The following is a 26,255-nucleotide window of genomic DNA, read 5'->3' on the forward strand; positions in this document are numbered from 1 at the left end:
GTTCAGGCCTCCCTCGGCTCGACCAGCATGCGGCCGCGCATTTCCATGTGCAGCGCATGGCAGAACCATTGGCAGTAATACCAATAGACGCCGGGATTGGCGGCCGTGAAGGTGACCGAGGCGGTCATCTGCGGCCCGATCTCGATGGCGACGCCGTGATTGCCCATCGTGAAGCCATGCGTCAGGTCGTCGATCTCGTCCAGGTTGGTGACGATCACCGTGACCTCGTCGCCCTCTTTCACGGTAAAGCTCTCGACCGAGAAGCTGGGCGCGACGCTGGACATGTAGACCCGCACCTTGTTGCCGTCGCGGATCACCTCCTCGGTCCAGTTGTCGAGGTCGACGCCATCGGCCTCGGCCTGGGCGCGGGTCTCGGCCCACATCGGGTCGTTGCGGTCCCAGACCGACTTGATGTTCGACAGGATCGAGGGATGCACGGCGATGGCGTCATGCGGCTCGGCAAAGGTCGGGCCGTCATGGACCAGCACCATCTTGTCGCCCGAGATGTCGATCAGCTGGTCGTTCTCCGGCTTCAGCGGCCCGACGTTCAGGAAACGGTCCTTCGAGAACTTGGACAGGCAGACCAGCCAGTCGGTGGTGGCGTCCAGCGTCTCGCCCATCACGGTCTTCAGGTGGCCGGGCTGGTAATGCACGTCCAGCTTGTCCTTGATCGGATCGACCTTTTCGCCGGCATAGGCGCGGATCGCGTCCTCGATGTTCCACTTGACCACCTGGCTGTCGAGGAACAGCGAGGTATAGGCGTTGCCGCGCCCGTCGAAGGCGGTGTGCAGCGGGCCGAGGCCCAGCTCCGGCTCGGCCACCACGGCGCTGCGCGGCTCGGCGTTCTCGTAGAACAGCGCGTCGAACCGGGTCACGTCCAGCACCGTCACCGTGGGCGACAGCTTGCCGGCGACGCACAGGTGCTTGCGGTCCGGCGCCATGTTGCAGCCATGCGGGTTGTTGGCGATCGGAATGTAACGGGTAAAGAGGCTGTTCGCCTCTTTCCGGCCGTCCAGCACCTTGACGCCGTTCACTTCCTGATACTCGCCCGCGGCGACGGCCTTTTCGATCTCGGCGATGTTGAAGACGACGATGTGATCCATCTCGGCCGCCGTCATCTCGGCCAGGGTCAGGCCCTTTTCCGAGTTGTAGGAGGTCGAGAAGGCCCATTTGCCCTCGTAATCGGCATCGCAGTTGTCGAGGTTGCCCGAGACCAGCACCTGCCAGGCGACTTCCCACTTGTCGGCATCGACGGCGGTAAAGACGTTCACATATTGATCGACGTTCTCCATGTTGGTGCCGTCGTTGACCAGCGGCGCCTCGTCCTCGCCGTTGCAGAACACATAGTTGCTGCGCGGCCATTTCTGCGGCCGCAGGCCGTGGATGCCCTTGGCGTTGGGGATCTCGAGGATGGCGTCGCATTTCATCACGTCGCAGCGCACCCGCGCCACGCGGGTATTGGCCTTGTCGTTCATGAACAGGAAGCGGCCGTCATACTTGCCCTCGGTGAAGGACATGTGGACGTGGTGCAGGTCGCCGTTGTCATGGATGCGCTTGCCGTTGGCGGCGAGGTATTTCTTCGTCCGCTCGCTCATCGTGCGCTGGTGGATGCGGATCGATTCGTTGGTCTGGCCCCAGCCGGTGGCCGAGCAGCGGTTGAAGACCGGCACCCGCATCAGCTCGCGCATCGAGGGAATGCCGAGGATGCGCATCTCGCCGCTCTGGCCCGAGGACCAGAAGCCGTAATAGCTGTCGAGCTGGCCGGGCGCCACCGCGCCATCGGCGCCGGCGGCCAGCGCCGCGCCGCTGCCGGCGACGCCCGCCACCCCCGCCGTGCCAAGGCCGAGCGCGGCCGGCCCCAGGGCCAGCCGTCCGCCGAACGCGCCGGCCATGGCCGCGCCCCCGGCCGTCGCACCCAAGAGCGCGCGGCGGCTGAGACCCTTTTCCTGTTTCGATTCCATGATCGAACTCCTTCTGGTTAAGCTTCAATCTTGCGGGCGGCGTTGGGATGGCCGGCCGGCGGCTGGCCCAGCTTGGGCATGCTGCCGGCGGCCACGGCCTCGCGCCGCTTCAATTTCTTGATCACCACCGGGCAGGTGGTCTCGGACTGGTAGAGCACCTGGCAATGCAGGCAGTTGATGCATTCGTTGGGATTGATCTCGCCCGTGGGGTGGATCGACTGCACGGGGCATTGCCGGGCGCAGGTCTGGCAGGGATTGCCGCATTCGTGATAGCGCTTGAGCCAATCGAACATACGCATCCGGGCCGGGATCGCCAGTGCCGCGCCCAAGGGGCACAGATAGCGGCAATAGAACCGCTCGACGAAAAGCCCGGCGATCAGCAGCGCCGCCGCATAGGCCACGAAAGGCCAGGCCCGAACGAAATTCAGGATGATCGCGGTCTTGAAGGGCTCGACCTCGGCCAGATGCTCGGCCTGCTCCACGCTCATCAGCGAGACGCCGAAAAGGCCCAGGAAGATCATGTATTTGACCGGCCAGAGCCGCTCGTGCAGCCCCCATGGCAGGGTCCATTGCGGGATGCGCAGCTTGCGCGCGATCTGGTTCGTCAGCTCTTGCAGCGCGCCGAAGGGACAAAGCCAGCCGCAATAGGCCCCCCGGCCCCAGAAGAGCAGCGCCGCCGCGACCGCGAACCACAGGATGAAGGTCAGCGGATCGAGCAGGAAGGCCTGCCAGCTGAAGCCGTTCACCAGGCTGCCGAACAGCGCCATCAGGTTCACCACCGACAGCTGCGCATTGGCATACCAGCCCAGAAACACCAGCGTCACGGTCAGGAAGCCCATGCGGAAGACATAGAAGGCGCGCTCGTTGCGGGTGGCGAAGCTCTGGAAGAAGAACACCCCGGTCAGCACCAGCAGCATGGCGCCGAGCCCGGCGATCTTGGGCTTGGAATCCAGCCAGATGCGCTTCCACAGCTCGGCCTGGGCCTGGCTCTCGTCGGGCTGGGCCGCGGGCGCCGCGGCCTGGGGCGCGGCCACGCCGCGCAGGTATCTCTGCGGCAGCTGATAACCCAGGTCGAAGGTGTGGAAGACCTTGTCGATCGGCCCGACCTCGCGCTGGACCAGCAACTGGATACGGAAGGGCTTCGTCGGATCGAAACCCGAGGCGGCGGGGATCTTGAACAGGTCCATCTCGGCGAAGTCCGGGGCGCCCTCGGCGGCGATGGCGTTCATGCGCCGGTGGTCGCGGTCGCGGAAGCGGACCGAGATGTCGTCCTGGATCAGCACGATGCGGTCGAAGATGCCGCCGCGCACATAGCCCGAGCCCTTGAAGCTGTAGAGCCCGCGCCCCATCACCGCGATGGCCTGGTCGCCCGGTTCCAGCCAGCTTTTCAGGTTCGCATCCTGCGCAGCGCCCAGCAGCGCCCCGCCGATGGCGGGGACCGAGACCAGCCCGGCCTGCATCTCGATGAAGGTGGTCTCCGGCGGCTGGGCCAGGGCGCGCTCGGCGGCGCGCGGGTCGGGATTGGCGGCGAAGGCGGCGTTCACCTGGCCGACATCCAGCGACAGCCGGCGCAGCGTGCCGTCGCCCTCCATCTCGTGCCAGTCGGCGGGCGGGGCGGCCTCGGGATCGATCTCGAATGTCGGGCCGGTCGCCGCGGCTTCGGGGGCAAGGCCGCCAAGACCCAGCGCGCGCGCGACCTTCAGGCCCGAGCGGACGATGGAATCGTCGATCACCATCACCGTGACCGTGGCGCCCGAGATGATCTCGACCTCATGCGCGGTGCCGCCCGAACGGGCCTCGGCCACCAGGTCGAGGCCCTGATAGCCTTCGACCAGCGCCTTGACCTTGGCTTCGGGGATGCCGATCAGCACGATGGGCTCGGAATGCTTGACCAGCCGGACGCCGGCGATCTTCGCATCCCGGTCCAGCGCCACCAGCGTATGGATGGGCTTGCCGGAATAGCCGGTGGTGCCGACGAAATCCGAGGTGACGAAGGCATGGGCGACGGTTTCGCCGCCCTTCAGCACCGGCGCGACGGCCAGATCCGGGCGGATCGGCCCGAACCCCTCGGCGCCGGGCACCAGATCGGCCGCGTTCTGCTCCGGCAGAAGCTGGGCCAGCACGCTTTCGGCGGCCGCTGGCTGCGCCGGCAGCATCAGCAGCGCAAGGGCGAGGACAAGGCGAAGGATCTTCATGCTCGGGCATCCATGGCAAATGCCCGGGCCCCGCGCTTCGTTAGGCGCGGCTCGGCCGCAACCGGCCGAAGGCTTTCGCCCGCAGGCGACAGGACCGTGACGGTCCGGGCAGAAAGGAAAGACGGCGGGCCGCGCGCCAGCACCATCAGCGGCCGGCCCGCGCCGCGGACCTGCGCCCCCGGCAGCGGCCCGGCCTGGCGCAGCCATTGTCCCGGCCCCGCCGGCAGGCACGGCTCGGGGCCGGCGGCCAGCATGGGGGGATGGCAGACCGGGCAGTCGCGGCATTCCTGCGGCGCAGGATGTTCGTTGCCCTCGGCGTCCAGCCAGACCGTCCGGGCATGGCCCTCGGCGCAAAGCACGACCTCCTGCAGCGGCCCGGTCAGCGCCGCCGCCAGATGCGCCGGCATGGCGGCGCCGGTCCCTGCCCATCCCGCCAGCAACAGCAGCAGGATCGCGGCAAGGGTGATGGGGGATCGGGCCCGGTTATGGTTCGCGCGGCGGCACATGCCCCCCGTCTATGCCCCGGCCCCGCACTCCGCGTTGATTTAGGTCAAGCAATGCGACCCGAGGCCGGAAAAGCGACAGCCGGTCGCAGCTGCGACAATCTGTCAAGCCAAGAGCCCAAGTTTTTCCCTCGGCATTTGACATTGCTCAAGCTGCGGGCCGCGGAAAGGGTCTAGGAAGACGGGCGAAGGGCGGGTTTGCCGCCCGGACCACCCAAGGAGAACACGATGTTCCACAAATCCCTCGCCGCTGCCGCCGGAGCCCTGCTGGCGCTTGGTCTTGCCGCCCCCGCATTCGCCGAAACCCATGACGTGCACATGCTGAACAAGGGCGAAGCCGGCCCCATGGTGTTCGAGCCGGCCTTTGTCCGGGCCGAGCCGGGCGACGTGATCAACTTCATCCCGACCGACAAGAGCCACAATGTCGAAGCCATCAAGGAGATCCTGCCCGAAGGCGTGGAAACCTTCAAAAGCAAGATCAACGAGGCCTATACGCTGACCGTCACCGAGCCCGGCCTGTATGGCGTGAAATGCACGCCGCATTTCGGCATGGGCATGGTGGCGCTGGTGCAGGTCGGCGACGAGCCGGCGAATCTCGACGCGGCCAAGACGGCGAAGATGCCCAAGAAGGCGCGCGAGCGCCTGGATGCCGAACTGGCGCAGGTCAACTGACCCGGCGGCCAGCAGCAGCGGAAGGCGCGGCGCGACTGGGGTCGCCCGCGCCTTGTTTTTGACAAAAGTCAGGCGGAACGCCCCGCCCGGCCATGGCAAAACGCCGCGCGGGTCCCCATATCCCGGCCATGACGATCACGGGGAAGCAGCCATGGACAGGATCGACTTGACCGAAAGCGGTTTCGTGGTCGAGGCGCAGGAACTGGCCTCGGCCTTCGGGCTCGATCCCGGCCGGGTGCCCGAGCTGCTGCGCGAGAACCGCATCACCACCCGCTGCGAGACGGGCGAGGGCGAGGATGCCGGCCGCCACCGCCTGACCTTCTTTTTCCGGGGCCAGGCGCTGCGCCTGACCATCGACGCCGCGGGCACGATCCTGAAGCGCGCCCGCTTCGCCATCCCGACCCGCACCCCCGCGGGGGGCTGAACGCCGGGCAAGCCCCCGGCGCCGCGGCGCCGAGGGGCCGCGCGGCCCGGTCAGGCCGCCAGCACGCGCGGGAACAGCACTTCCTCCTCCAGATGGATATGGGCGACCACGTCGTCGCAAAGCTTGCGCAAGCCGGTATATAGCGCCGTCCACGAGCCGCAGGCGCCGACCGGCAGGGTCAGGCCATGGGTGACATGCTCGATCCGGCGCAGCTGGCTGCCGGTATCCTCGTGCTCGGCCTGCATGATGCGGATCGGCCCGGCCAGCATGGCGCCGGCGCCCTGCAGGATGGCGGGGAACAGCACCGTCTCTTCCTTGGCCATATGCGATTCGAGCTCGTCGCGCAGCGCCAGCAGCGCCTCGGTCAGGCCCAGGGGCGCCTCGTCATGGTCGCCATGCACCGTTTCGACCCGCTGGGCGAGGCCGATCAGCCAGGCCAGCTCCTCGCGATGGGTGTCGTGATAGCGCGTCAGGATGTGGTCGATCAGCGCCGGTGTCTCGGCCGGCGCGTCGCGCCCGGCGCGGTCGATCAGCGCCTGCAGCTCGGCGGTCAGCGCCGGCAGGGCCGCGCCGGCCTTGGCCGCGGCCTCGGCCAGGGGAAGGTTGCCGCCGCAGCAGAAGCTGATGCCGGCGCGGCGAAAGACCTCGGCGGCGCCGGGCAGCCGGGCGGCGATGTCGCCGACGATGCTGTCGGGGGCAAGGGTGATCTCAGTCATGGCGTTCTCCATCGGTTTGGGCAGGGGTCCAGGCCCGGGCGAGCGGCGGGCCGAGGCGCAGCAGATCGACCGCGCGGGCGGCGATCTGGGCGGTGGCTTCGGCCAGGCTCTGCGGACGCAGGTAAAAGGCCGGCACGGGTGGCAGGATCACCGCGCCCATCCGGGTCGCGGCCTGCATGTTTTCCAGATGCGCCAGCGTCAGCGGCGCCTCGCGCGCCAGCAGGACCAGCGGCCGGCGCTCCTTCAGTTGCACCGAGGCGGCGCGCGTCAGCAGCCCGTCGTCGAAACCATGCGCGATGGCGGCAAGGCTGCGCATCGAGCAGGGCGCGACGATCATGCCGGCGACCGGACAGGAGCCCGAGGCGATCCCGGCCCCCAGGTCGCGCTGCGCATGCACGCGCGTGGCCAGCGCCTGCAGGTCGCGCAGCGCGCCGGGGCCGGCCTCTTCGACCAGCGTGCGCTCGGCCATGGCCGAGACGACCAGATCGATCTCGGCCCCGGCGCGGGTCAGCGCGCGGGCGCAATCCAGCGCCAGCACCGCGCCCGAGGCGCCGGAAACGCCCAGCACCACCCTCATGGCAGCACCGTGGCAAGCAGCGCCTCGGCCCGCGCCTCATGGGCGGGGTCAAGCTGCATGACCCGACCCCATTCCCGCCCGGTCTCGGCGCCGATCTTGGTGGTGGCGTCCAGCCCCAGCTTGCCCGCCAGCCCCTCGATGGGCGAGGCGAAGTCGAGGTAATCCATCGGCGTGCGGTCGATCAGCATCGCATCGCGCCCCGGGTCCATCCGGGTCGAGATCGCCCAGGCGATGTCGTCCCAGTTGCGCACGTCGATGTCGCGGTCCACCACGACGACCAGCTTGGTATAGCTGAATTGCGGCAGCATCCCCCACAGCGCCATCATCACCCGCCGCGCCTGGCCGGGATAGCGCTTGTCGATCGCCACCACCGCCATGCGATAGGAACAGGCGGCGGGCGGCAGCCACAGGTCGGTGACCTCGGGGATCTGGGCGCGGATCACCGGCAGGGCGAGTTCGTTGAACAGCTCGCCGATGACCGAGGGCTCGTCGGGCGGCCGGCCGGTGACGGTCGAGAGATAAAGCGGCTCGTCGCGGCAGGTGATGCGGCTGACGCGCATGACCGGGAAGGGTTCGACGGCATTGTAATAGCCGGTATGGTCGCCGAAGGGGCCTTCGGGCGCCGTCTCGCCCAGATGGATCCAGCCCTCGACGATCACTTCCGCCCGGGCGGGCACCATCAGCGGCACGGTCTGCGCCGCGACCAGTTCCGCCCGCGCACCGCGCAGCACGCCGGAAAAGCCAAGCTCGGACACCGTCTCGGGCAAGGGCAGCGCGGCGGCCAGCAGCAGCGCCGGATCGGCGCCAAGCGCGATGGCGACGGGCATCGGCTCGCCCGCCCGCGCCCAGCTGCGGTGATGCGCCGCCCCGCCGCGATGCGCCAGCCAGCGCAGGATCAGCCGGTCCGGCCCCAGCACCTGCGCGCGATAGACGCCCAGGTTGTAGCGCGCCAGGTCCTCGGCCCGGCTGTCCTGCGGCCGCGTCAGCACCACCGGCCAGGTGATCAGCGGCCCGCCATCCCCGGGCCAGGGCGTCTGCACGGGCAGCGAATCGAGGCCGGGCAGCGCGGCCTCCTGCACCGGGCCGTTGCGCATGAGCTTCGGGCGCGTCGCCAGCGCCGCGCGCAGCATCGGCCAGCGCGACATGGCGTCGCGCATGCCCTCGACCGGGGCCGGGCTGCGCAAGGCGGCGAGGAATGCGCCGAAGCCCGCGATCTCGTCGGGCTGCAGCCCCAGCCCGGCCGCGACCCGCGCCCTGGTGCCGAACAGGTTGGCGACGACCGGAATGCGCGATTCCCCGGGCCGGTCGAAGCGCAGCGCCGGCCCGCCGCGGCGCAGGCAGGCCAGCTGCACCGCGGTCATCTCATGGCGGGGCGAGACGGGCTCGGCGATGCGCGCAAGCTCGCCCCGCGCCTCCAGCCAGGCAAGAAAGGCCCGCAGATCGGGGAAGGAGGGAAGGCTGCGCATCGAAGGCTCCGGCAGGCCCGCGGCAAGGCGGGCGGGTCATGGGTGCAAGCTAGGCGAGGAATTCCGGCCGGGGCTTGACGAAGATCAATCACAGCGCCGATTGACCGGCCTAGACCTTGGACATGACCCAGCGCCCCGCCCTGACGCCGCTGCTGATGCGGCTTCCGCCCCCGCCCCTTGCCCGCCGGGCCCTTGGCCTGGCCCTGACGGCATTCCTGCGCCGCATCGCCGCCCGCCGGCCCGCGATCCTGTCGCGGCTCGGCCCGCATGGCCGGGCGCGCTTCCTGCTCGATGTCAGCGACGGGCCCTTCCTGCTGCTCATGGAGCCCGAAGCGCGGCGGCTGGCCGCCCATTCGCGCCGCGCGCCCGAGCCGGCGCATGACGCCGCGATCCGGGGCGGGCTGGCCGCCTTCCTCGCCATGCTGCACGGCGCCGAGGACGGCGATGCGCTGTTCTTTTCCGGCGAGCTGCAGATTTCCGGCGACACTTCGGCGGTGCTGGCGCTGCGCAATGCGCTGGACGATGCCGAACTGGACCTGACCGAGGAGCTGGCGGCGCTTTCCGGCCGGCCGCTGGACCGCTGGCTGCGCCGCGGCTCGGAGCTCGTCGCCCGCAAAAGCGGGCTGGTCCTGTCCCGGCAGGAGGTGACGCCATGATGGAACTGGTCTGCCCCGCCGGGACCCCGGCAGCCTTGCGCGCAGCGGTCGATGCCGGCGCGCACACGATCTATTGCGGCTTTGCCGACGAGACGAACGCCCGCAACTTCCCCGGCCTGAACTTCAGCCGCGAGGAACTGGCCGAGGGCGTGGCCTATGCCCATGCGCGCGGCGCGCATGTGCTGGTGGCGATCAACACCTTCCCGCGCGCCGGCGACCAGGCGCTGTGGCACCGCGCCGTGGCCGACGCCGCCCGGCTGGGCGCCGATGCGGTGATCCTGGCCGATCTGGGCCTGATCGCCCATGCGGCCGAGGCCCATCCCGGCCTGCGGCTGCACCTGTCGGTGCAGGCCGCCGCCGCCAATCCCGACGCGATCAACTTCTATGCCCGGACCTTCGGCATCCGCCGGGTGGTTCTGCCGCGCGTGCTGTCGGTCGAGGAGATCACCGCCATCAACCGCGAGATCGACGTGGAAACCGAGGTCTTCGTCTTCGGCGGGCTCTGCGTGATGGCCGAGGGGCGCTGTTCGCTTTCCTCCTATGCCACCGGGCTGTCGCCGAACATGAACGGCGTCTGCTCGCCCGCCAGCCACGTCGCCTATGCCGATGTCGGCGGCAATCACGAGGCGCGGCTGGGCGATTTCCTGATCCACCGCACGCCCAAGGGCATGCCGGTGCCCTATCCGACGCTGTGCAAGGGCTGCTTCACCTCGCCCGATGGCAAGGGGGACAGCCAGACCGGCCATATCTTCGAGGATCCGGTCAGCCTGGACGCGACCCGGCTGATCCCGGCGCTGCAGAAGGCCGGGGTCCGCGCCTTGAAGATCGAGGGGCGGCAACGCTCGCGCGCCTATGTGGCGCAGGTGGTGCGCGCCTTCCGCGCCGCCGTCGAGGCCGCCGAACAGGGCGCGCCCATGCCCGAGGGACTGCTTGCGCGGCTGACCGAGGGCCAGGCCGCGACCACCGGCGCCTATGCCAAGACCTGGAGATGACCATGGACCTGACCGTCGGCCCCATCGCCTTTTTCTGGAACGCGGACCAGGTCCGCGAATTCTACCGGAGCCTGGCCGAAACCCCCGTCAAGCGGGTGGTGATCGGCGAATGGGTCTGCTCGAAGCGCCTGCCCTTCTGGCAGCACGAGATCCCCGCCGCGGTCGAGGTGCTGCAAGCCGCCGGCAAGGAGGTGGCGCTGTCCACGCTGACGCTGATCACGCTCAAGCGCGAGCGCCGGCAGACGGCCGAGCTGTTCGCCTCGGGCCTGCCGGTCGAGATCGCGGACCTGACCGCGCTCGAACACCTGCCCGAGGGGGCGCCCTTCTGGGTCGGCCCCACGGTCAACGTCTATAACGAGGGCACGCTGGAATGGCTGGCGTCGCGAGGCGCGCGCCGCATCTGCCTGCCGCCCGAGCTGCCGCTGGACTCGGTCGCGCATCTCGCTCGTGCCGGGGCCGATGCGGGCGTCGCGGTCGAGGTCTGGGGCCATGGCCGGGCGCCGCTGGCGATCTCGGGACGCTGCTATCACGCGCGGCTGCACGACCGCGCCAAGGACAGCTGCCAGTTCGTCTGCGCCGAAGACCCCGACGGCCGCACGGTCGAGACGCTGGAGGGCCAGCCCTTCCTGACCGTGAACGGCGTCCAGACGCTGAGCTATACGCATATGAGCGTCGCGGGACAGATCGGCGCCCTGCGCGAGGCCGGCATCGGCGCGCTGCGGCTGTCGCCGCAACCGGGCGATTTCGCGGCCGTGGCCGGGCTTTACGCGCGCCTGCTGGACAGCGGGCTTTCCGCGCGCGATGCCCTGGCCGACCTGCGCCGCATCCAGCCCGGCGCGGTGTTCTCGCAGGGCTTCCTCGAGGCGCGCGCCGGTGCCGCCGCCTGCCCCTGATCCATGTCTGACGGAGACGCGCGATGTCCACCTCGGAACGCATGCGCAATTATCGCGGCCCGGTGCTCTTCAGCTACGGTTTCCGGCCGTTCTTCCTGCTCTCGGCGCTTTGGGCGGCGCTGGCCATGGCGATCTGGGTCGCCATGCTCGGCGGGGCCGAGATCCTGCCGCTGGCCTTCGACCCGTTCAGCTGGCACGCCCATGAATTCCTTTACGGCTACCTGGCCGGGGTCATCGCCGGCTTCCTGCTGACGGCGGTGCCGAACTGGACCGGGCGGCTGCCGGTGATGGGCGCACCCCTGGCCGGGCTGGTCGGGCTGTGGCTTCTGGGCCGGGTCGCGGTCGCGGTCTCGGGGCTGATCGACTGGCGGCTGGTGATGCTGGCCGATCTGGCGCTGGGTCTGGCATTGCTGGCCTTTCTTGCGCGCGAGGTCCTGCGCGGCCGGAACTGGCGCAACCTGCCGGTGCTGGCGCTGCTGGGGCTGTTCACCGCTGGCAACGCGCTGTTTCACATCGAGGCCGCCCGCGGCGGCGCGGCCTTCGAGGGCCTGGGCATGCGCCTTGGACTGGCCGCGGCGCTGATCCTGATCGCGCTGATCGGCGGACGGATCATCCCCAGCTTCACCCGCAACTGGCTGGCGGCGCGCGGCGCCGGGCGCCTGCCGGCCGCCTTCGGTCGCGGCGACGGTGCGGTGCTGGGCCTGACGGCGCTGACGCTGGCCGGCTTCGTCGCCGCGCCCGACGCTTCCGCCATGCCCTGGCTGATGCTGGCCTGCGGCGCGGCGCATCTGTGGCGGCTGGCGCGCTGGCAGGGTGTGCAGACCGGGGCCGAGCCGCTGCTCTGGGTGCTGCACCTGGCCTATGCCCTGCTGGCGCTCGGCTTCTGGGCCGAGGCGGCGGCGGGTTTCGGGCTGCTCGCGGCGGCGCCGGCGCGGCATGTCTGGCTGGCCGGCACCATCGGGCTGATGACCCTGGCGGTGATGAGCCGTGCGAGCCTTGGCCATAGCGGCCGGGCCCTGCATGCCGGGCGCGGCACCACGGCGCTTTATCTGGCGCTTCTCGGTTCGGTGGCGCTGCGGCTGCTGGCCGGGCTGCTTCCGGCGCAGGTCTGGCTGCTGCATCTGTCGGGCACGCTGTGGCTGCTGGCCTTCGGCGGCTTCGCCCTGCTTTACCTGCCGGTGCTGGCGGGACCGAAGATCGCCAGGAAGCCGGTCTCGGGGCCGGGCCGCACCGCCTGACGAGAAAGCCAAAAGGCCCGGTCCGAGGACCGGGCCTTTTCGCCATGGGGGTCTTGCCTCAGGCGGGATGCGGCGCGCAGGCCGCCCGGCACCAGTCCAGCACCATCGCCTCATCGGCGGGAAGCTGCGTGGCAAGCCCGTCGGCGTAGGCCCGGAAGGCCGGCAGGTTCAGCCCGTTCACCCCGGCCAGGACCGGGATGCCGCGCGACAGCGCCTCGGCGATCAGCGGCGCAAAGCCGCGCCCCTCGGATTCCTGCTTGCCGAACTTGTTGACCAGCAGCAGGTCGGCACCGGGCAGCGCCGCGGCGACGCCCAGCACCGCCGCCTCAAGGACCCCCGCATCCAGCCGGCAGCCGCGCGCACCGTCGCCGCGATCCTCGCTGATGCGCAGCACCGGGCCGTCGGGCAGCACCCGCAGGTCCATGTCGCATTTAATGCGCCCCTCGCGCCGCGGGTTGGTGTGCACCGTCCCGGCCAGCCGCAGCCCCGCTGCCTGCGCCCGTCCGGCGATGGCGGCGAGGAAGCGGTCGTTGGCGCCGCGCCCGGGCAGGCTGACATAGGCCAGCCGCATCAGATGCCCCCATCGCGCCGGAAGGAGACGCCGGAGATCCTGGCCCCCGCGACCAGCCGGTCCACATAGGCGCGGCTGGCGCGCAGCCAGGCCGCCTTATCATGCGCCTGGCGCAGCTGCGGCAGCACGGCTGCGAAAGGCAGCACCTCGCCCCGCGCCCGGGCGTCGAGGCGGATGACATGCAGGCCGTAGCGCGTCTCGGCCAGCGCCAGCGTCCCCTCCTCCATGCCGGCCAGCACGGCATCGAACTCGGGGACGGTATCGCCCGAGCTCAGCTGCCCCAGCACCCCGCCGGCGGTCTTCGACGAACAGGCGCTGTGATGCGCGGCCAGTTCGGCAAAGCGGCGCGGCGCGGCGCTCAGCTCGGCCAGCACCGCCTCGGCCCGGGCGCGCGCCTCGGCACGCGCCGGGGCGTCGTCCGGCGCGGCGGCGAACAGGATATGCGCCGCCTCGTAGAGCGAGGGCGCGCGGAACTGTTCGGGATGGGCGGCGTAATGCGCGGCCAGCGCCGCCTCGTCTGCGGGCTCGGGACGGATGGCCCGATCCAGCAGGGCGCGGATCGCCGCCTCCTCCTCGGTCTCCCACTGGCCGGGGGCAAGCTCGGCCGGCTCGGCGGCGATGCCCCGGGCGCGCGCCTCTTGCAACAGAATCTCGCGCACCGCCAGCGCCCGGGCGGCGGCGCGCCAGGCATGGCCGGGCTTGCCCTTGGGCGCAGGATGGTTCTGCGCCTCGGCCGCGATGCGGCCGGGGTCGATGGTCACGCCGTTCACGACGACCGGCGGCAAGAGCGGTTTCATCTGCATCGCCGTCACTCCGCCGGATGACGCCTGGAGCGCACGATCTGATAGCCCGGCCGCCACAGATAGCGCAGCGGGGCCGAGATCATATGCACCAGCCGGGTGAAGGGGAACAGCAGGAAGATGGTCAGGCCCAGCAGGATATGCAGCTTGAAGAGCCAATGCGCATTGGCCAGATGCTCGGCCGCCCCGGCGCGGAAATAGGCGATGCCCTGCGCCCAGGACATCAGCAGCGTCATTTCATGCCCGTCCAGATGCTGCATCGAGACCAGGATGGTCATGAGCCCCAGCACCAGCTGCGCGACCAGCAGCACCAGGATGCCGGTATCGGCCAGGGTGGTATGGGCGCGCACCCGCGGATCGTAAAGCCGGCGATGCAGCAGCATCCCGCCGCCGACCAGCGCCATGACCCCCGCGATGCCGCCTGCGGTCATGGCCAGCACCTGCTTGGCGCCATGGCTGATGCCGATGGCATCGAAGACCGCGATCGGGGTCAGAAGCCCGACCAGATGGCCGAAGAAGATCACCAGCACGCCGACATGGAACAGGACCGAGCCGATGACGAATTGCCGCCGCCGCAGGATCTGGCTGGATTTCGACTTCCAGCTGAACGGGTCCTGATCGTAGCGGATGATCGAGCCGAGGATCATCACCGTGATGGCGATATAGGGGTAGATGCCGAAAAGGAAGTTGTTCATCTGCGCCTCCTGCTCATTGCGCCGGGTTGGGGACGCGCGGGGCGTCCATGCGGGCCAGGATGTCGCGGCTGACCGGGCAGCCGGCATTGGGATCGGGGCCGAAGGTGACCTGCGCCTCCTCCCAGACGGCATCGAGCGCCGCCAGATCCTCGGGATCGTCGTCGGGGACGGCGGCCAGGTCTTCGGGCAGTTCGGCGGGCTCGGTCACCACCAGCGCGACCAGCGCGGCAAGCACGGCGGCATAGGCCGTCTCGCGCCGGGTCAGACGCTCGGCCAGCGCGACGAGGATGGGCGCGGCATCGGCCAGAAGCGCCTCGGCCTCGGGCAGGGGCCGGGTCGACAGGTATTCCAGCAGCACCGGCAGATGGTCGGGCAGTTCCGACCCCGCCAGATCGAAGCCGCCGGCGCGATAGGTCTCGAGCAGGTCCACCATGGCGCCGCCGCGGTCGCGGCCTTCGCCGTGCACATGCTCGAACAGGTTCAGCGACAGGCTGCGCGAGCGGTCGAAGAGCAGCACATAGCGTTCCTGCAGGTCGTAGAGGTCGCCCTGCCGCAGTTCCTGCAGCAGCTGGCCGAGTTCTTCCATGCGCTTGGGGCCAAGCAGCCCCTCGGCATGCAGCACGGCGTCGATTTCGGGCAGCGCGGCGATCAGCTCCTCGCCGGGATAGGAAAGCAGCGCCGAAAGGGCCTTGAAGCTTTTCATGCGATGAACTCCTGCGGGCTGCGGAACTTCTTGCCGCCGAAAAGCGAGGGGCTGTTGCCGGACGAGCAGCCATGCCCGTCGGTAAAGCCGCAGCCGCCGCGCAGGTCATAGGCGTCCTCGACGATCTCGCGATGCGTGGTCGGGATGACGAAGCGGTCCTCGTAATTGGCGATGGCGAGCAGGTGATACATCTCGTCGATCTGCTGCGGGGTCAGGCCGACGCGCTTGGCGACGCCCAGATTCACCACGCCGTCGATGGTCTTCGAGCGCATGTAGCTGCGCATGGCCAGCATCCGCTCCAGCGCCGCCGCCACCGGCGCCTCGTCGCCCGCGGTCAGCATGTTCGCCAGGTAGCGCAGCGGGATGCGCAGGCTGCGCACGTCGGGCATGTCGTCCTGCGCGGCGATCTTGCCCGCCTCGGCGGCGTTCTGGATCGGCGACAGCGGCGGCACATACCAGACCATCGGCAGGGTGCGGTATTCGGGATGCAGCGGGAAGGCGATCTTCCACTCCATCGCCATCTTCCAGATCGGCGATTTCTGCGCGCCCCTGATCCAGTCCTCGGGCACGCCCTCGGCGCGGGCGGCAGCGATCACCTCGGGGTCATTGGGGTCCAGGAAGACGCCGAGCTGCGCGTCGTAAAGGTCCATCTCGCTTTCGGATGCGGCCGCCTCGGCGATCTTGTCGGCATCGTAAAGCATCACGCCCAGATAGCGGATGCGGCCGACGCAGGTTTCCGAACAGACCGTGGGCTGGCCCGATTCAAGGCGCGGATAGCACAGGATGCATTTTTCCGACTTCCCGGTGGACCAGTTGTAATAGATCTTCTTGTAGGGGCAGCCCGAGACGCACATCCGCCAGCCCCGGCACTTGTCCTGGTCGATCAGCACCACGCCGTCCTCCTCGCGCTTGTAGATCGCGCCCGAGGGGCAGGAGGCGACGCAGGCCGGATTGAGGCAATGCTCGCACAGCCTCGGCAGATACATCATGAAGGTGTTTTCATATTCCCCGTAGATGTCCTTCTGCACGCCCTCGAAATTGTAGTCCTTGCTGCGTTTCTCGAACTCGCCGCCCAGGATTTCCTCCCAGTTCGGGCCCCATTCGATCTTCTCCATCCGCTGGCCGCTGATCTTCGAACGCGGCCGGGCGGTCGGGAAGGCCTGCATCTCGGGCGCGGATTTCAGGTGATCGTAGTCGAAATCGAAGGGCTCGTAGAAATCGTCGATCTCGGGCAGGTCGGGATTGGCGAAGATATTCGCCAGGATGCGCCACTTGCCGCCCTGCCTGGGTTGCAGATGGCCGGATTTCGTCCGCACCCAGCCGCCGTTCCAGCGCCTCTGGTTCTCCCAATCCTTGGGATAGCCGATGCCGGGCTTGGTCTCGACATTGTTGAACCAGGCGTATTCGACGCCCTCGCGCGAGGTCCAGACGTTCTTGCAGGTCACCGAGCAGGTATGGCAGCCGATACACTTGTCCAGGTTCAGCACCATGCCGATTTGCGCACGCACTTTCATTCCGCTGCCTCCGTCGCTTGGGTTGCGGGCTGGTCGAGCCAGTCGACCTTGTTCATCTTGCGGACGATGACGAATTCGTCCCGGTTGGCCCCCACCGTGCCGTAATAGTTGAAGCCATAGGCCAGCTGCGCATAGCCGCCGATCATATGGGTCGGCTTCAGCACGATGCGGGTGACCGAGTTGTGGAAGCCGCCGCGCTTGCCGGTGATCTGGCTGCCGGGCGTGTTCACGATCTTTTCCTGCGCGTGATACATGAACATGCTGCCTTCCTTCATGCGCTGGCTGACCACCGCGCGGGCGGCGATGACGCCGTTGCTGTTGAAGACCTCGACCCAGTCGTTATCGACCAGCCCGGCCTTCTGCGCGTCGATCTCCGAGATCCAGACCACCGGGCCGCCCCTGTTCAGCGTCAGCATCAGCAGGTTGTCGGAATAGGTGGAATGGATGCCCCATTTCTGGTGCGGGGTCAGGAAGTTCAGCACCACGTGCTTCTCGCCGGCGGCAAGCGATTTCCGGGCATCCGCGCCGATGGTCTTCAGATCGACCGGCGGCCGCCAGGTGACGAAGGCCTCTCCAAAGGCGCGCATCCATTCGTGGTCCTGATAAAGCTGCTGGCGGCCGGTGACGGTGCGCCACGGGATCAGCTCGTGCACGTTGGTCCAGCCGGCATTGTAGCAGACCTCCTCGCTTTCGATACCCGACCAGGTGGGCGAGGAGATGATCTTCCTCGGCTGGGCGGCGATGTCGCGGAAGCGGATCTTCTCGTCCTCCTTGACCTCGGCCAGGTGCTTGTGGTCGAGCCCGGTGGCGCGGCCAAGCGCCTGCCAGGCCTTGACCGCCACCTCGCCATTGGTCTCGGGGGCCAGCATCAGCACCACCTCGGCGGCGTCGATGGCCGTCTCGATCCGCGCCATGCCCTTGGTCGGGCCCTCTTCGGTCACCCGGCCGTTGAGCGCCTGCAGGTGATGCACCTCGTCCCTGGTGTCCCAGCTGATGCCCTTGCCGCCATTGCCCAGCTTCTCCATCAGCGGCCCCAGCGCGGTGAAGCGCCGGTAGAGGTTCGGATAGTCGCGCGTCACCTCGATATAGGCCGGCGCGGTCTTGCCGGGGATCAGCTCGCATTCGCCCCGCTTCCAGTCCTGCACGAAGGGCTGGGCGATCTCGCCGGGGCTGTCGTGCTGCAGGGGCAGCTGCACCACGTCCGTCTCGACCCCCAGCACCTCGGGCGCGATCTCCGAGAACTTGCGGGCGATGGACTTGAAGATCTCCCAATCGGTCCGCGATTCGTAGGCCGGGTCCACCGCCGCCTGCAGCGGGTGGATGAAGGGATGCATGTCCGAGGTGTTCATGTCGTCCTTTTCGTACCAGCTGGCGGTCGGCAGGACGATGTCGGCATAGACCGCGGTGGTGGACATGCGGAAGTCGATGGTGACCAGCAGGTCCAGCTTGCCCTCGGGCGCCCGGTCGTGCCAGGCGGCCTCGACGGGCTTCACGCCGCCTTCCTCGCCCAGGTCCTTGCCCTGCACGCCGTGATCGGTGCCCAGAAGGTGCTTGAGGAAGTACTCATGCCCCTTGCCCGAGGACCCCAGCAGGTTCGAGCGCCAGACGAACAGGTTCCGCGGCCAGTTCTCGGGCGCGTCCGGGTCCTCGCAGGACATTTCCAGCCGGCCGGATTTCAACTCGCGGGCGACGTAATCCTTGACCGCGATGCCCTCGGCCTTGGCGGCGCGGCCCACCTCCAGCGGGTTCTGGCGCAGCTGCGGCGCCGAGGGCAGCCAGCCCATGCGCTCGGCCCGGATGTTGTAATCGATCAGGCTCAGCCGGTCCCAGTCGCCTGCCGGCGCGGTGGGCGAAAGGATCTCCCTGGCGCTCACCGTCTCGTAGCGCCACTGGTCGGTATGGGCGTAGAAGGCCGAGGTCGAGTTCATGTGCCGCGGCGGCCGCGCCCAGTCCAGCGCGAAGGCCAGCGCCGTCCAGCCGGTCTGCGGGCGCAGCTTTTCCTGGCCGACGTAATGCGCCCAGCCGCCGCCGGACTGGCCGACGCAGCCGCACATCACCAGCATGTTGATGACGGCGCGATAGTTCATGTCCATATGGAACCAGTGGTTCATCGCCGCGCCGATGATGACCATCGACCGCCCGTTGGTCTTTTCGGCATTGGCGGCGAATTCCCGCGCCACCTGGATGATCTTGTCGCGGCGCACGCCGGTGATGCGCTCGGCCCAGGCCGGTGTGAAGGGCACGTCGGCGTCATAGTCGCGCGCGACGTTCCCGCCGCCCAGGCCGCGGTCGAGGCCGTAGTTCGCGCAGATGAGGTCGAAGACCGTGGCGACCAGCGCCTCCTCGCCATTGGCGAGGGTCAGGCGCTTGACCGGAACGTTGCGGGTCAGCACCGCGCCGCGGTCGTCCACCGCGAAGCCGTTGGTCGCGGCACCGCCGAAATAGGGGAAATCGACGCCGGCGACGTCGTCGCGATCCTCGTCGAGCACCAGGCTCATCTTCAGCCGGACCTCGTCCCCGCCCGCCTTCTGCTCCAGGTTCCAGCGCCCCTCCTCGCCCCAGCGGAAGCCCACGGAACCGTTCGGGACCACGATGCGGTCCGTGGTCTCGTCGATGGCGACCGTCTTCCATTCCGGGTTGTTCGCCTGCCCCAGCGCGCCGTCGAAATCGCTGGCGCGCAGCTGGCGGCCGGGGATGAGGCGGCCGTCGCGTTCCTCCAGCCGCACCAGCATCGGCATGTCGGAATAGCGGCGGCAGTAATCCTCGAAATACTCGGCCTGCCGGTCCAGGTGGAATTCGCGCAGGATGACATGGCCGAAGGCCATGCCAAGCGCCGCATCGGTGCCCTGCTTGGCGTTCAGCCAGATGTCGCCGAATTTCGCGGCCTCGGAATAGTCGGGGCAGATCACCGCCGACTTGGTGCCGCGATAGCGCGCCTCGGTATAGAAATGCGCGTCGGGCGTGCGGGTCTGCGGCACGTTCGAGCCCCAGAGCAGCAGGTAGCCCGCGTTGTACCAATCCGCGCTTTCGGGAACGTCGGTCTGCTCGCCCCAGGTCTGGGGCGAGGCAGGCGGCAGGTCGCAATACCAGTCATAGAAGGACATGCAGGTCCCGCCCAGAAGCGACAGGTAGCGCGTGCCGGCTGCATAGGAGACCATCGACATGGCCGGGATCGGCGAGAAGCCGAAGACCCGGTCGGGGCCGTATGTCTTTGCGGTATAGGCATTGGCGGCGGCGACGATCTCGGTCGCCTCGTCCCAGGTCGCGCGCACGAAACCGCCCTTGCCGCGGATGCGGGTATAGCTTTCGCGCGCGGCCGGGTCGGTCTGGATCGCTGTCCAAGCCTGGATGGGCGTCATGGTCTTGCGCTTCTCGCGCCAGAGCCGCATCAGCCGGCCGCGGATCAGCGGCGTCTTCACCCGGTTCGCGGAATAGAGATACCAGCTGTAGGAGGCGCCGCGCGCGCAGCCGCGCGGCTCGTGGTTGGGCAGGTCCGGCCGGGTGCGGGGATAGTCGGTCTGCTGCGTCTCCCAGGTGACGATCCCGGACTTGACGTAGATCTTCCACGAACAGGAACCGGTGCAGTTGACCCCGTGGGTCGAGCGGACGATCTTGTCGTGCCGCCAGCGCGAGCGATAGGTGTCCTCCCAGTCGCGGTTCTCGGTCGTGGTCTGGCCATGCCCTTCCGCGAACACGTCCTTGCGGGCGGGTTTCAGGAAGTTCAGGCGGTCCAGCAGATGGCTCATAGCTGTCTCCTTGGAATTCTCAGGCAGGGGTGGCGGCGCCGGCGGGGGCGCGGCCGCGTTCGATGTCGTGCAGAAGGCCGCCCGGCCGGGTGTAGAAGACCCAGGTCACGGCAAGGCAGAGCACGTAGAAGCCGAGGAAGCCCCAGAGCGCGCCAAGCGCCGATCCGGTCAGCGCGATCGAGCTGCCGTAGGCCTTGGGGATGAAGAAGCCGCCATAGGCCCCGATCGCGCTGGTGAAGTCGATGATCGCGGCGGATTCGCGGTCCGACTGGCGGCGGCGATCCTCGGGCGAAAGCTGCGGCTCCAGCCGGGCGATCTCCTTGCGCATGATCACGGGGATCATCTGGAAGGTCGAGGAATTGCCGACCCCGGTAAAGAAGAACAGCGCCATGAAACCCGCGAAGAAGCCGGCGAAGGACAGCGCCTGCAGCGACAGGATGACCAGCGCGACCGAGGCGATCATGCCGGCAAAGACCCAGAAGGTCACCCGCCCGCCGCCGACCCGGTCCGCCAGCCAGCCGGTGCCGGCCCGGCTGAGCGCGCCGACCAGCGGCCCCAGGAACACGAATTGCAGCGCGTTCACCTCGGGGAAGGCCAGGCCGGTCAGCAGCGGGAAGCCCGCCGAATAGCCGATGAAGCTGCCGAAGGTGCCGATGTAAAGCAGGCACATCACCCAGTTGTGCTTGCGGGTGAAGATCACCGCCTGCTCGCGGAAGCTGGCGCGGGCGTCGGCGATGTCGTTCATGCCCAGCCAGGCCGCCACGGTCGAGGCGATGATGAAGGGCACCCAGACGAATCCGGCGTTCTGCATCCACAGCCGGCCGCCGTCCGAAAGCTCTTGCGGGGCGCCGCCCATGGCACCGAAGACGCCCATGGTGATGACGATGGGCACCAGGAACTGCATCACCGAGACGCCCAGGTTGCCGAGGCCGGCGTTCAGCCCCATGGCGCTGCCCTTTTCCGATTTCGGGAAGAAGAAGCTGATATTGGCCATGGACGAGGCGAAATTGGCCCCGCCGAGCCCGCACAGCAGCGCCAGCGCGACGAAGATCAGATAGGGCGTCGTCGGATCCTGCACCGCATAGCCGATGCCCATGGCCGGGATCAGCAGCGAGGCGGTGGAAAGCGTCGTCCACAGCCGCCCGCCGAAGATCGGCACCATGAAGCTGTAGAAGATGCGCAGCGTGGCCCCGGACAGCGCCGGCAGCGCCGCCAGCCAGAACAGCTGGTCCTGGCTGAAGCCGAAGCCGATCTGCGGCAGCTTGGCCACCACCACCGACCAGACCATCCAGACCGCGAAGGCCAGCAGCAGCGCCGGAATCGAGATCCACAGGTTGCGCCTGGCGATCCGGCGGCCCTTTTCGGACCAGAATGCCGGGTCCTCGGGACGCCAGTCGTCCAGCACGCGCGGCATCACCGTGCGCTCGGGGTCATGCACCTCGGCCAGTTCGGGAAAGTTCGGCAGCCGGTCCAGGGCCCGGCCCTGCGCCTGCCGCTCCATGGCGCGGATCGAGAGGTGCATCCAGCCCATGGACACCACCACGACCAGCAAGAGCAAGGCGAAGCACGAGGTCCAGATGCCGGTCAGGTCCAGCAGCGCGCCGAAGACGATGGGCAGGACGAAGCCGCCAAGGCCGCCGATCATGCCGACCAGCCCGCCCACCGCACCGACATGGTTCGGGTAATAGACCGGGATGTGCTTGAAGATCGCGGCCTTGCCCAGGCTCATGAAGAAGCCCAGTGCAAACAGCGTGACCACGAAGGGCCACAGCCCCATCTCGGTCGAGAACGAGATCGGCCCGTCCATGCCGCGGATGGTGTAGTCGGTCGGCGGATAGGACAGCATGAACAGGAACAGCGCGCTGAAGCCGAAGGTCCAGTACATCACCGTGCGCGCGCCGAAGCGGTCCGACAGGATGCCGCCATAGGCGCGAAAGATGCTGGCCGACAGGCTGAAGGCCGCCGCCGCCATGCCGGCGACCCGCAGATCGACGCCGTAAACCTGCGTCAGGTAATGCGGCAGCCACAGCGCCAGGGCGACGAAGCCGCCGAAGACGAAGAAATAGTAAAACGCGAAGCGCCAGACCTGCAGCCTTTTCAGCGGCGCGAACTGCTCGGCCAAACTGGGCGCGGCGATGCCCTCGGCACGGCGCGCCTCGAAATCGGGGTCGTCGCGCGCGACCAGCAGGAAGACCACGCCCATCAGCGCGATGCCCACCGCCCAGATCTGCGCCACGGCCTGCCAGCCCCAGGCCACCAGGATGAAGGGGGCGATGAACTTGGTCACCGCCGCGCCGACATTGCCCATGCCGAAGATGCCGAGCGCCGTCCCCTGCCGCTGGGCCGGGAACCATTTCGAGACATAGGCGACGCCGATGATGAAGGAACCGCCCGCCAGACCGACGCCAAGCGCGGCCAGCAGGAAGCCCGCATAGCTCTCGGCCCAGGTCAGCGCCCAGGTGGCAAGGCCGGTGAACAGCATCTGCAGCGAAAACACCAGCCGCCCGCCGTAACGCTCGGTCCAGACGCCGAGGATCAGCCGGATCAGCGAGCCGGTCAGGATAGGTGTGGCGATCAGCACGCCATATTCGAACTCGGTCAGGCCGAGCTCGTCCTTGATGGTGATGCCGATGATGGAGAAGATCGTCCAGACGGCGAAGCACAGCGTGAAGGCGGTGGTGCTGAGCCACAGCGCCTTCTGCTGCTGCATCGGGGACGGGGATCGTGGGTCCGACATGGCGGATGCTCCGATTGGGTCTTTCGCGCGCCGTTTCTGCGGCTCACCCATCACGCGGCCGGCGGGGCAGGTTTGATCTGGGTCAACTTCTGCGCTGCGGAGCGGCAAAACCGACCGGATTTCGCTTTTGTGCCGGGACGCCCTGCAAATTATCCAGGCGTGGCTGCGGTTTCATGTCGCGGCCATATGACAAATGCCTGCTCTCTGATTGACGAAAATCAAGATCAATGCCAGACAGGAGGCGATTCCGCAGCCACTCCCAAGGACAGCCCATGCGCGAAGAGGACCGCAACGACATCCGCAACCTGCCGCTGTTCCGCGACATGACCAGCCCGGCCTTCGACGCGCTGCTGCATGCGGCCTATGACCAGGTCTTTCCCGCGCAGCTCGAGCTGATCCGCCAGGGCGAGGGCGCGAATTTCCTGCATGTGGTGCTGGAAGGCGCGGTCGAGCTTTATGCCCACTGGCAGGGACGCGACACCACCATGGCCGTGGTCCAGCCGGTCGCCACCTTCATCCTGGCCGCCTGCATGCGCGACGCGCCCTATCTGATGTCGGCGCGCACCCTGCAACGCTCGCGCATCGTGCTGATCCCGGCGGTGGACGTGCGCGGGGCCTTCGCCCGCGACCCCGGCTTTGCGCTGGCCACGGTGCAAGAGCTGTCCGAGGGCTATCGCAACCTCGTGCGCCATGCCAAGAACCTCAAGCTGCGCAACGCCCGCGAAAGGCTGGGGGCCTATCTGCTGCAGCGGTTCTCGGCCGCCGGGGGCGCGCAGGGTTTCGTTCTGCCGCAGGAAAAGCGGCTGCTGGCCTCGTATCTGGGGATGACGCCGGAAAGCCTCTCGCGCGCCTTCCGGGCGCTGCGCGAGCATGGCGTGCATATCGACGGCATGCGCGTCACCATCACCGACCTGGGCGCGCTGACGGATCTGGTCCGTCCCGACAGCCTGCTGGACACGGCGCTGAACATTCCCTGACCCGCGACGGCGGAATTCGGCCGCAAGCGGCGGAGTGCGGCGGTCCCGCCCGCGCCCTAGATATGATAGCAGGAATGACGCAGCAGAAAGGTTCCTGCCATGGATCACGCCCCGATTCCCACCGAAAGCGATCCGCGCTGGCAGCAGGTGCTGGCGCGCGACGCGGCGGTCGATGGCGCCTTCGTCTATGCCGTGCGCACCACCGGGGTCTATTGCCGCCCCTCCTGCCCGTCCCGGCGGGCCAAGCCGCAGAACGTGACCCTCTATGCCTCGCCCGATCAGGCCGAGGCGGCGGGCTTTCGTCCCTGCCGGCGCTGCAATCCCCGCGGCGCCTCGGTGGCCGAGGCCAATGCGGCGCTGGTCGCCGCCGCCTGCCGGCTGATCGAGGACTCGGACACGCCGCCTAGCCTCGGGGCACTGGCCGAGGCCGCGGGCCTCAGCCCGTTCCATTTTCACCGCCAGTTCAAGGCCGCGACCGGACTGACGCCGCGCGCCTATGCCGCCGCGCATCGCGCCGGCCGGCTGCGCGCCCGGCTGGCCGATAGCGTCAGCGTCACCGGCGCGATCTACGAGGCGGGCTTCAGCTCGAACAGCCGCTTCTATGAGGGCGCCGACGGGATGCTGGGCATGACGGCCTCGGCCTGGCGCAAGGGCGGTGCGGGGGCCGAGATCCGCTTCGCGCTGGGGCAATGCGCGCTTGGCGCCATCCTGGTCGCGCAAAGCCGGCGCGGCATCTGCGCCATCGCGCTTGGCGACGACCCCGAGGCGCTGCTGCGCGACTTCCAGGACCGTTTCCCCGCCGCCACGCTGATCGGCGGCGACCCGGAATTCGAGACCCTCGTCGCCCGCGTCGTCGGCTTCGTCGAGGCACCCGGAATCGGGCTGGACCTGCCGCTGGACATCCGCGGCACCGCCTTCCAGCAGCGGGTCTGGCAGGCCCTGCGCCAGATCCCGCCCGGCGCCACCGCCAGCTATGCCGAGATCGCCCGCCGCATCGGCGCGCCGCAGGCCAGCCGCGCCGTGGCGCAAGCCTGCGCCGCGAACGACATCGCCGTCGCCATCCCCTGCCACCGGGTGGTGCGCAGCGACGGCGCGCTGTCGGGCTATCGCTGGGGCGTGGCGCGCAAGCGCGCCCTGCTCGACCGCGAGGGCGCGGCATAGCTCCGGGACATATTGCCGAGAGTTTTTCTTGGGTATATATCCGTCCCGACCTGCGCCATGCGGAAGGACGCGCCATGTTCCCGATCAGACCCTATCGCAGCACCGGGACGCTCGGCTCGGCCGCGGGCGCGGCCGCCGCCGCGCTGAAGGCTCGCGCCGCCGAATGGGAGATCGAGGCGATCGAGACCGCCGACAGCCTGACGCTGCATCTGTGGGGCTGCGAAATGGCGCTGATCCGCGACGGCGACACGGCGAGGATCGAGCTCAGCGCGCCGGAAAAGCGACTGATCGGCAACCTGCAGGACACCGCTACCACGCTGTTCGACGAACTGGGCCTGTCCATCGGCTGGGACAGGGTCGAGACGGGGGCGCTGGCCCCCGGCCTGTCGCTGATGCGGGTGGTCGACGTCAGCCCGCGCACGCCCGGCTTCCTGCGCGTCCGCGTCGCCGGCGAGGACGCCGCCCGTTTCGGCCAAGGCTCGCTGCATTTCCGCCTGCTGCTGCCGCCGAAGGGACGCATCCCGCTTTGGCCGCGCATCGCCGCCAGCGGCCGCACCGTCTGGCCCGAGGGGCCGGACGCGCCGCATCGCGCCGTCTATACCGTGGCCGCGCAGCGGGACGACTGGGTGGATTTCGACATCTTCCGCCATGCGGCCAGCCCGACCTGCGACTGGGCGGATCGCGCCCGGCCCGGCGATCCGGTCGGGCTGATCGGGCCCGGCGGCGGCGGTTGCCCCGAGGCCGGCCGGCTGTGGCTCTTTGGCGACGAAACCGCCCTGCCCGCCATCGCCCGGATGCTGGAACAGGCGCGGGGCGAGGTTCATGCCTTCCTGCGCGCCGCGCCCGAAGATCTGGCCGAACTGGCCCGCGACCCGCGCGTCATCCGCTGCGACGACCTGCTGGCGGCGCTGGACGCCGCCGGCTTCGATGCGGCGCAGGAGAACCGCCATGTCTGGTTCGCCGGCCCCGCGCATGAGGCGCGCGAGGCGCGGCGGCGGCTTGCCGCGCGCGGACTGGCCAAGCGCGAATTCACCGCCGCCGCCTATTGGGGCTGACGC

The 26,255-nt window shown here is 68.9% G+C and carries 22 protein-coding genes; 9 read left to right on the plus strand and 13 right to left on the minus strand.

Translation table 11 applies throughout. The features are described from left to right. Nucleotides 1-2: 2 nt before the first annotated feature. Genes nosZ through PARJ55_RS0120780 form a run of 3 tightly spaced genes read right to left on the minus strand, consistent with a single transcriptional unit; the run spans nucleotide 3 to nucleotide 4,662 of the window. Nucleotides 3-1,961: a TAT-dependent nitrous-oxide reductase gene (gene nosZ, locus PARJ55_RS0120770; RefSeq protein ID WP_028714697.1), complete on the minus strand. Its 1,959-nt coding sequence runs from the start codon at nucleotides 1,959-1,961 to the stop codon at nucleotides 3-5. Between the two features lie 17 nt (nucleotides 1,962-1,978). Beyond that, nucleotides 1,979-4,156, minus strand: a complete 2,178-nt coding sequence (locus PARJ55_RS0120775; RefSeq protein WP_028714698.1) for a NosR/NirI family protein — start codon at nucleotides 4,154-4,156, stop codon at nucleotides 1,979-1,981. Further along, nucleotides 4,153-4,662 (minus strand): hypothetical protein, encoded by a 510-nt coding sequence (locus PARJ55_RS0120780; protein WP_028714699.1) that lies wholly within the window; start codon nucleotides 4,660-4,662, stop codon nucleotides 4,153-4,155. The genes PARJ55_RS0120775 and PARJ55_RS0120780 overlap by 4 nt, the downstream gene beginning before the upstream one ends. 225 nt (nucleotides 4,663-4,887) lie before the next feature. On the opposite strand from PARJ55_RS0120780, the gene PARJ55_RS0120785 reads away from it, so the two are divergent. Next, entirely contained in the window at nucleotides 4,888-5,331 is a 444-nt protein-coding gene (locus tag PARJ55_RS0120785) for a pseudoazurin (RefSeq protein ID WP_028714700.1), read from the plus strand. A gap of 151 nt (nucleotides 5,332-5,482) precedes the next feature. After that, nucleotides 5,483-5,755: a DUF6522 family protein gene (locus PARJ55_RS0120790; protein ID WP_028714701.1), complete on the plus strand. Its 273-nt coding sequence runs from the start codon at nucleotides 5,483-5,485 to the stop codon at nucleotides 5,753-5,755. Nucleotides 5,756-5,805: 50 nt separating this feature from the next. Here the strand turns inward: PARJ55_RS0120790 and ric are convergent, their stop codons facing one another. Genes ric through PARJ55_RS0120805 form a run of 3 tightly spaced genes read right to left on the minus strand, consistent with a single transcriptional unit; the run spans nucleotide 5,806 to nucleotide 8,514 of the window. Then, the gene (gene ric / locus PARJ55_RS0120795) at nucleotides 5,806-6,471 is read right to left on the minus strand and encodes an iron-sulfur cluster repair di-iron protein (RefSeq protein ID WP_028714702.1); all 666 of its coding nucleotides are present in this window, start codon (nucleotides 6,469-6,471) and stop codon (nucleotides 5,806-5,808) included. Continuing rightward, on the minus strand, nucleotides 6,464-7,048 hold the full coding sequence (locus PARJ55_RS0120800; protein WP_028714703.1) for a UbiX family flavin prenyltransferase: 585 nt from the start codon (nucleotides 7,046-7,048) through the stop codon (nucleotides 6,464-6,466). Before PARJ55_RS0120800 ends, ric begins: the two co-directional genes overlap by 8 nt. Beyond that, nucleotides 7,045-8,514, minus strand: coding sequence for a UbiD family decarboxylase (locus PARJ55_RS0120805; protein WP_028714704.1), 1,470 nt, complete (start codon nucleotides 8,512-8,514; stop codon nucleotides 7,045-7,047). The genes PARJ55_RS0120800 and PARJ55_RS0120805 overlap by 4 nt, the downstream gene beginning before the upstream one ends. Nucleotides 8,515-8,636: 122 nt before the next feature. Here PARJ55_RS0120805 and PARJ55_RS0120810 point away from each other — a divergent pair, with 122 nt between their 5' ends. Genes PARJ55_RS0120810 through PARJ55_RS0120825 form a run of 4 tightly spaced genes read left to right on the plus strand, consistent with a single transcriptional unit; the run spans nucleotide 8,637 to nucleotide 12,293 of the window. Then, nucleotides 8,637-9,170 carry an SCP2 domain-containing protein gene (locus tag PARJ55_RS0120810; protein WP_028714705.1) on the plus strand — a complete coding sequence of 178 codons (534 nt, stop codon included), beginning with the start codon at nucleotides 8,637-8,639 and terminating at the stop codon, nucleotides 9,168-9,170. Beyond that, nucleotides 9,170-10,162 carry a peptidase U32 family protein gene (locus PARJ55_RS0120815; RefSeq protein WP_028714706.1) on the plus strand — a complete coding sequence of 331 codons (993 nt, stop codon included), beginning with the start codon at nucleotides 9,170-9,172 and terminating at the stop codon, nucleotides 10,160-10,162. Before PARJ55_RS0120810 ends, PARJ55_RS0120815 begins: the two co-directional genes overlap by 1 nt. Before the next feature lie 2 nt (nucleotides 10,163-10,164). After that, nucleotides 10,165-11,055 carry a U32 family peptidase gene (locus PARJ55_RS0120820; RefSeq protein WP_028714707.1) on the plus strand — a complete coding sequence of 297 codons (891 nt, stop codon included), beginning with the start codon at nucleotides 10,165-10,167 and terminating at the stop codon, nucleotides 11,053-11,055. 23 nt (nucleotides 11,056-11,078) lie between these two features. Next, on the plus strand, nucleotides 11,079-12,293 hold the full coding sequence (locus PARJ55_RS0120825; protein ID WP_028714708.1) for an NnrS family protein: 1,215 nt from the start codon (nucleotides 11,079-11,081) through the stop codon (nucleotides 12,291-12,293). Between the two features lie 58 nt (nucleotides 12,294-12,351). On the opposite strand, the gene PARJ55_RS0120830 is transcribed toward PARJ55_RS0120825, so the two are convergent. The 7 genes from PARJ55_RS0120830 to PARJ55_RS0120860 are packed head-to-tail and all read right to left on the minus strand — an operon-like array spanning nucleotide 12,352 to nucleotide 23,032. Then, nucleotides 12,352-12,864, minus strand: coding sequence for a DUF2478 domain-containing protein (locus tag PARJ55_RS0120830; protein ID WP_028714709.1), 513 nt, complete (start codon nucleotides 12,862-12,864; stop codon nucleotides 12,352-12,354). Then, nucleotides 12,864-13,661, minus strand: coding sequence for a peptidyl-prolyl cis-trans isomerase (locus PARJ55_RS0120835; protein WP_232215767.1), 798 nt, complete (start codon nucleotides 13,659-13,661; stop codon nucleotides 12,864-12,866). Before PARJ55_RS0120835 ends, PARJ55_RS0120830 begins: the two co-directional genes overlap by 1 nt. Nucleotides 13,662-13,672: 11 nt before the next feature. Further along, a complete protein-coding gene (gene narI / locus PARJ55_RS0120840; protein WP_028714711.1) occupies nucleotides 13,673-14,359 on the minus strand; it encodes a respiratory nitrate reductase subunit gamma in 687 nt (228 codons plus the stop codon). Between the two features lie 13 nt (nucleotides 14,360-14,372). Beyond that, nucleotides 14,373-15,062: a nitrate reductase molybdenum cofactor assembly chaperone gene (narJ, locus tag PARJ55_RS0120845; RefSeq protein WP_028714712.1), complete on the minus strand. Its 690-nt coding sequence runs from the start codon at nucleotides 15,060-15,062 to the stop codon at nucleotides 14,373-14,375. Next, the gene (gene narH / locus PARJ55_RS0120850) at nucleotides 15,059-16,576 is read right to left on the minus strand and encodes a nitrate reductase subunit beta (protein WP_028714713.1); all 1,518 of its coding nucleotides are present in this window, start codon (nucleotides 16,574-16,576) and stop codon (nucleotides 15,059-15,061) included. The genes narJ and narH overlap by 4 nt, the downstream gene beginning before the upstream one ends. Beyond that, nucleotides 16,573-20,322, minus strand: a complete 3,750-nt coding sequence (locus PARJ55_RS0120855) for a nitrate reductase subunit alpha (protein WP_028714714.1) — start codon at nucleotides 20,320-20,322, stop codon at nucleotides 16,573-16,575. Before PARJ55_RS0120855 ends, narH begins: the two co-directional genes overlap by 4 nt. A gap of 19 nt (nucleotides 20,323-20,341) precedes the next feature. Further along, nucleotides 20,342-23,032 (minus strand): MFS transporter, encoded by a 2,691-nt coding sequence (locus PARJ55_RS0120860; RefSeq protein ID WP_232215768.1) that lies wholly within the window; start codon nucleotides 23,030-23,032, stop codon nucleotides 20,342-20,344. A 299-nt stretch (nucleotides 23,033-23,331) separates the two neighbouring features. On the opposite strand from PARJ55_RS0120860, the gene PARJ55_RS0120865 reads away from it, so the two are divergent. The 3 genes from PARJ55_RS0120865 (at nucleotide 23,332) to PARJ55_RS0120875 (ending at nucleotide 26,252) form a co-directional block, all read left to right on the plus strand. Next, complete coding sequence (locus PARJ55_RS0120865; RefSeq protein WP_028714716.1) at nucleotides 23,332-24,036, plus strand: helix-turn-helix domain-containing protein; 705 nt, start codon at nucleotides 23,332-23,334, stop codon at nucleotides 24,034-24,036. Between the two features lie 99 nt (nucleotides 24,037-24,135). Further along, nucleotides 24,136-25,197, plus strand: coding sequence for a bifunctional DNA-binding transcriptional regulator/O6-methylguanine-DNA methyltransferase Ada (ada, locus tag PARJ55_RS0120870; RefSeq protein WP_028714717.1), 1,062 nt, complete (start codon nucleotides 24,136-24,138; stop codon nucleotides 25,195-25,197). 74 nt (nucleotides 25,198-25,271) lie between these two features. Further along, nucleotides 25,272-26,252 carry a siderophore-interacting protein gene (locus tag PARJ55_RS0120875; protein ID WP_028714718.1) on the plus strand — a complete coding sequence of 327 codons (981 nt, stop codon included), beginning with the start codon at nucleotides 25,272-25,274 and terminating at the stop codon, nucleotides 26,250-26,252. Nucleotides 26,253-26,255: the final 3 nt, after the last annotated feature.

Origin of the sequence: Paracoccus sp. J55, from assembly GCF_000513975.1 — a bacterium.
Taxonomy (GTDB): domain Bacteria; phylum Pseudomonadota; class Alphaproteobacteria; order Rhodobacterales; family Rhodobacteraceae; genus Paracoccus.

What these genes read in the sequence shown, in the direction of transcription:
- PARJ55_RS0120860 (WP_232215768.1), bottom strand. Translation starts at nt 23,032, where the DNA reads ATGCAGCAGCAGAAGGCGCTGTGGCTCAGCACCACCGCCTTCACGCTG.
- PARJ55_RS0120830 (WP_028714709.1), bottom strand. Translation starts at nt 12,864, where the DNA reads ATGCGGCTGGCCTATGTCAGCCTGCCCGGGCGCGGCGCCAACGACCGC.
- PARJ55_RS0120805 (WP_028714704.1), bottom strand. Translation starts at nt 8,514, where the DNA reads ATGCGCAGCCTTCCCTCCTTCCCCGATCTGCGGGCCTTTCTTGCCTGG.
- PARJ55_RS0120825 (WP_028714708.1), top strand. Translation starts at nt 11,079, where the DNA reads ATGTCCACCTCGGAACGCATGCGCAATTATCGCGGCCCGGTGCTCTTC.
- ric (WP_028714702.1), bottom strand. Translation starts at nt 6,471, where the DNA reads ATGACTGAGATCACCCTTGCCCCCGACAGCATCGTCGGCGACATCGCC.
- narI (WP_028714711.1), bottom strand. Translation starts at nt 14,359, where the DNA reads ATGAACAACTTCCTTTTCGGCATCTACCCCTATATCGCCATCACGGTG.
- PARJ55_RS0120790 (WP_028714701.1), top strand. Translation starts at nt 5,483, where the DNA reads ATGGACAGGATCGACTTGACCGAAAGCGGTTTCGTGGTCGAGGCGCAG.
- PARJ55_RS0120810 (WP_028714705.1), top strand. Translation starts at nt 8,637, where the DNA reads ATGACCCAGCGCCCCGCCCTGACGCCGCTGCTGATGCGGCTTCCGCCC.
- PARJ55_RS0120855 (WP_028714714.1), bottom strand. Translation starts at nt 20,322, where the DNA reads ATGAGCCATCTGCTGGACCGCCTGAACTTCCTGAAACCCGCCCGCAAG.
- PARJ55_RS0120800 (WP_028714703.1), bottom strand. Translation starts at nt 7,048, where the DNA reads ATGAGGGTGGTGCTGGGCGTTTCCGGCGCCTCGGGCGCGGTGCTGGCG.
- narJ (WP_028714712.1), bottom strand. Translation starts at nt 15,062, where the DNA reads ATGAAAAGCTTCAAGGCCCTTTCGGCGCTGCTTTCCTATCCCGGCGAG.
- nosZ (WP_028714697.1), bottom strand. Translation starts at nt 1,961, where the DNA reads ATGGAATCGAAACAGGAAAAGGGTCTCAGCCGCCGCGCGCTCTTGGGT.
- PARJ55_RS0120775 (WP_028714698.1), bottom strand. Translation starts at nt 4,156, where the DNA reads ATGAAGATCCTTCGCCTTGTCCTCGCCCTTGCGCTGCTGATGCTGCCG.
- PARJ55_RS0120815 (WP_028714706.1), top strand. Translation starts at nt 9,170, where the DNA reads ATGGAACTGGTCTGCCCCGCCGGGACCCCGGCAGCCTTGCGCGCAGCG.
- PARJ55_RS0120835 (WP_232215767.1), bottom strand. Translation starts at nt 13,661, where the DNA reads ATGAAACCGCTCTTGCCGCCGGTCGTCGTGAACGGCGTGACCATCGAC.
- ada (WP_028714717.1), top strand. Translation starts at nt 24,136, where the DNA reads ATGGATCACGCCCCGATTCCCACCGAAAGCGATCCGCGCTGGCAGCAG.
- narH (WP_028714713.1), bottom strand. Translation starts at nt 16,576, where the DNA reads ATGAAAGTGCGTGCGCAAATCGGCATGGTGCTGAACCTGGACAAGTGT.
- PARJ55_RS0120820 (WP_028714707.1), top strand. Translation starts at nt 10,165, where the DNA reads ATGGACCTGACCGTCGGCCCCATCGCCTTTTTCTGGAACGCGGACCAG.
- PARJ55_RS0120780 (WP_028714699.1), bottom strand. Translation starts at nt 4,662, where the DNA reads ATGTGCCGCCGCGCGAACCATAACCGGGCCCGATCCCCCATCACCCTT.
- PARJ55_RS0120865 (WP_028714716.1), top strand. Translation starts at nt 23,332, where the DNA reads ATGCGCGAAGAGGACCGCAACGACATCCGCAACCTGCCGCTGTTCCGC.
- PARJ55_RS0120785 (WP_028714700.1), top strand. Translation starts at nt 4,888, where the DNA reads ATGTTCCACAAATCCCTCGCCGCTGCCGCCGGAGCCCTGCTGGCGCTT.
- PARJ55_RS0120875 (WP_028714718.1), top strand. Translation starts at nt 25,272, where the DNA reads ATGTTCCCGATCAGACCCTATCGCAGCACCGGGACGCTCGGCTCGGCC.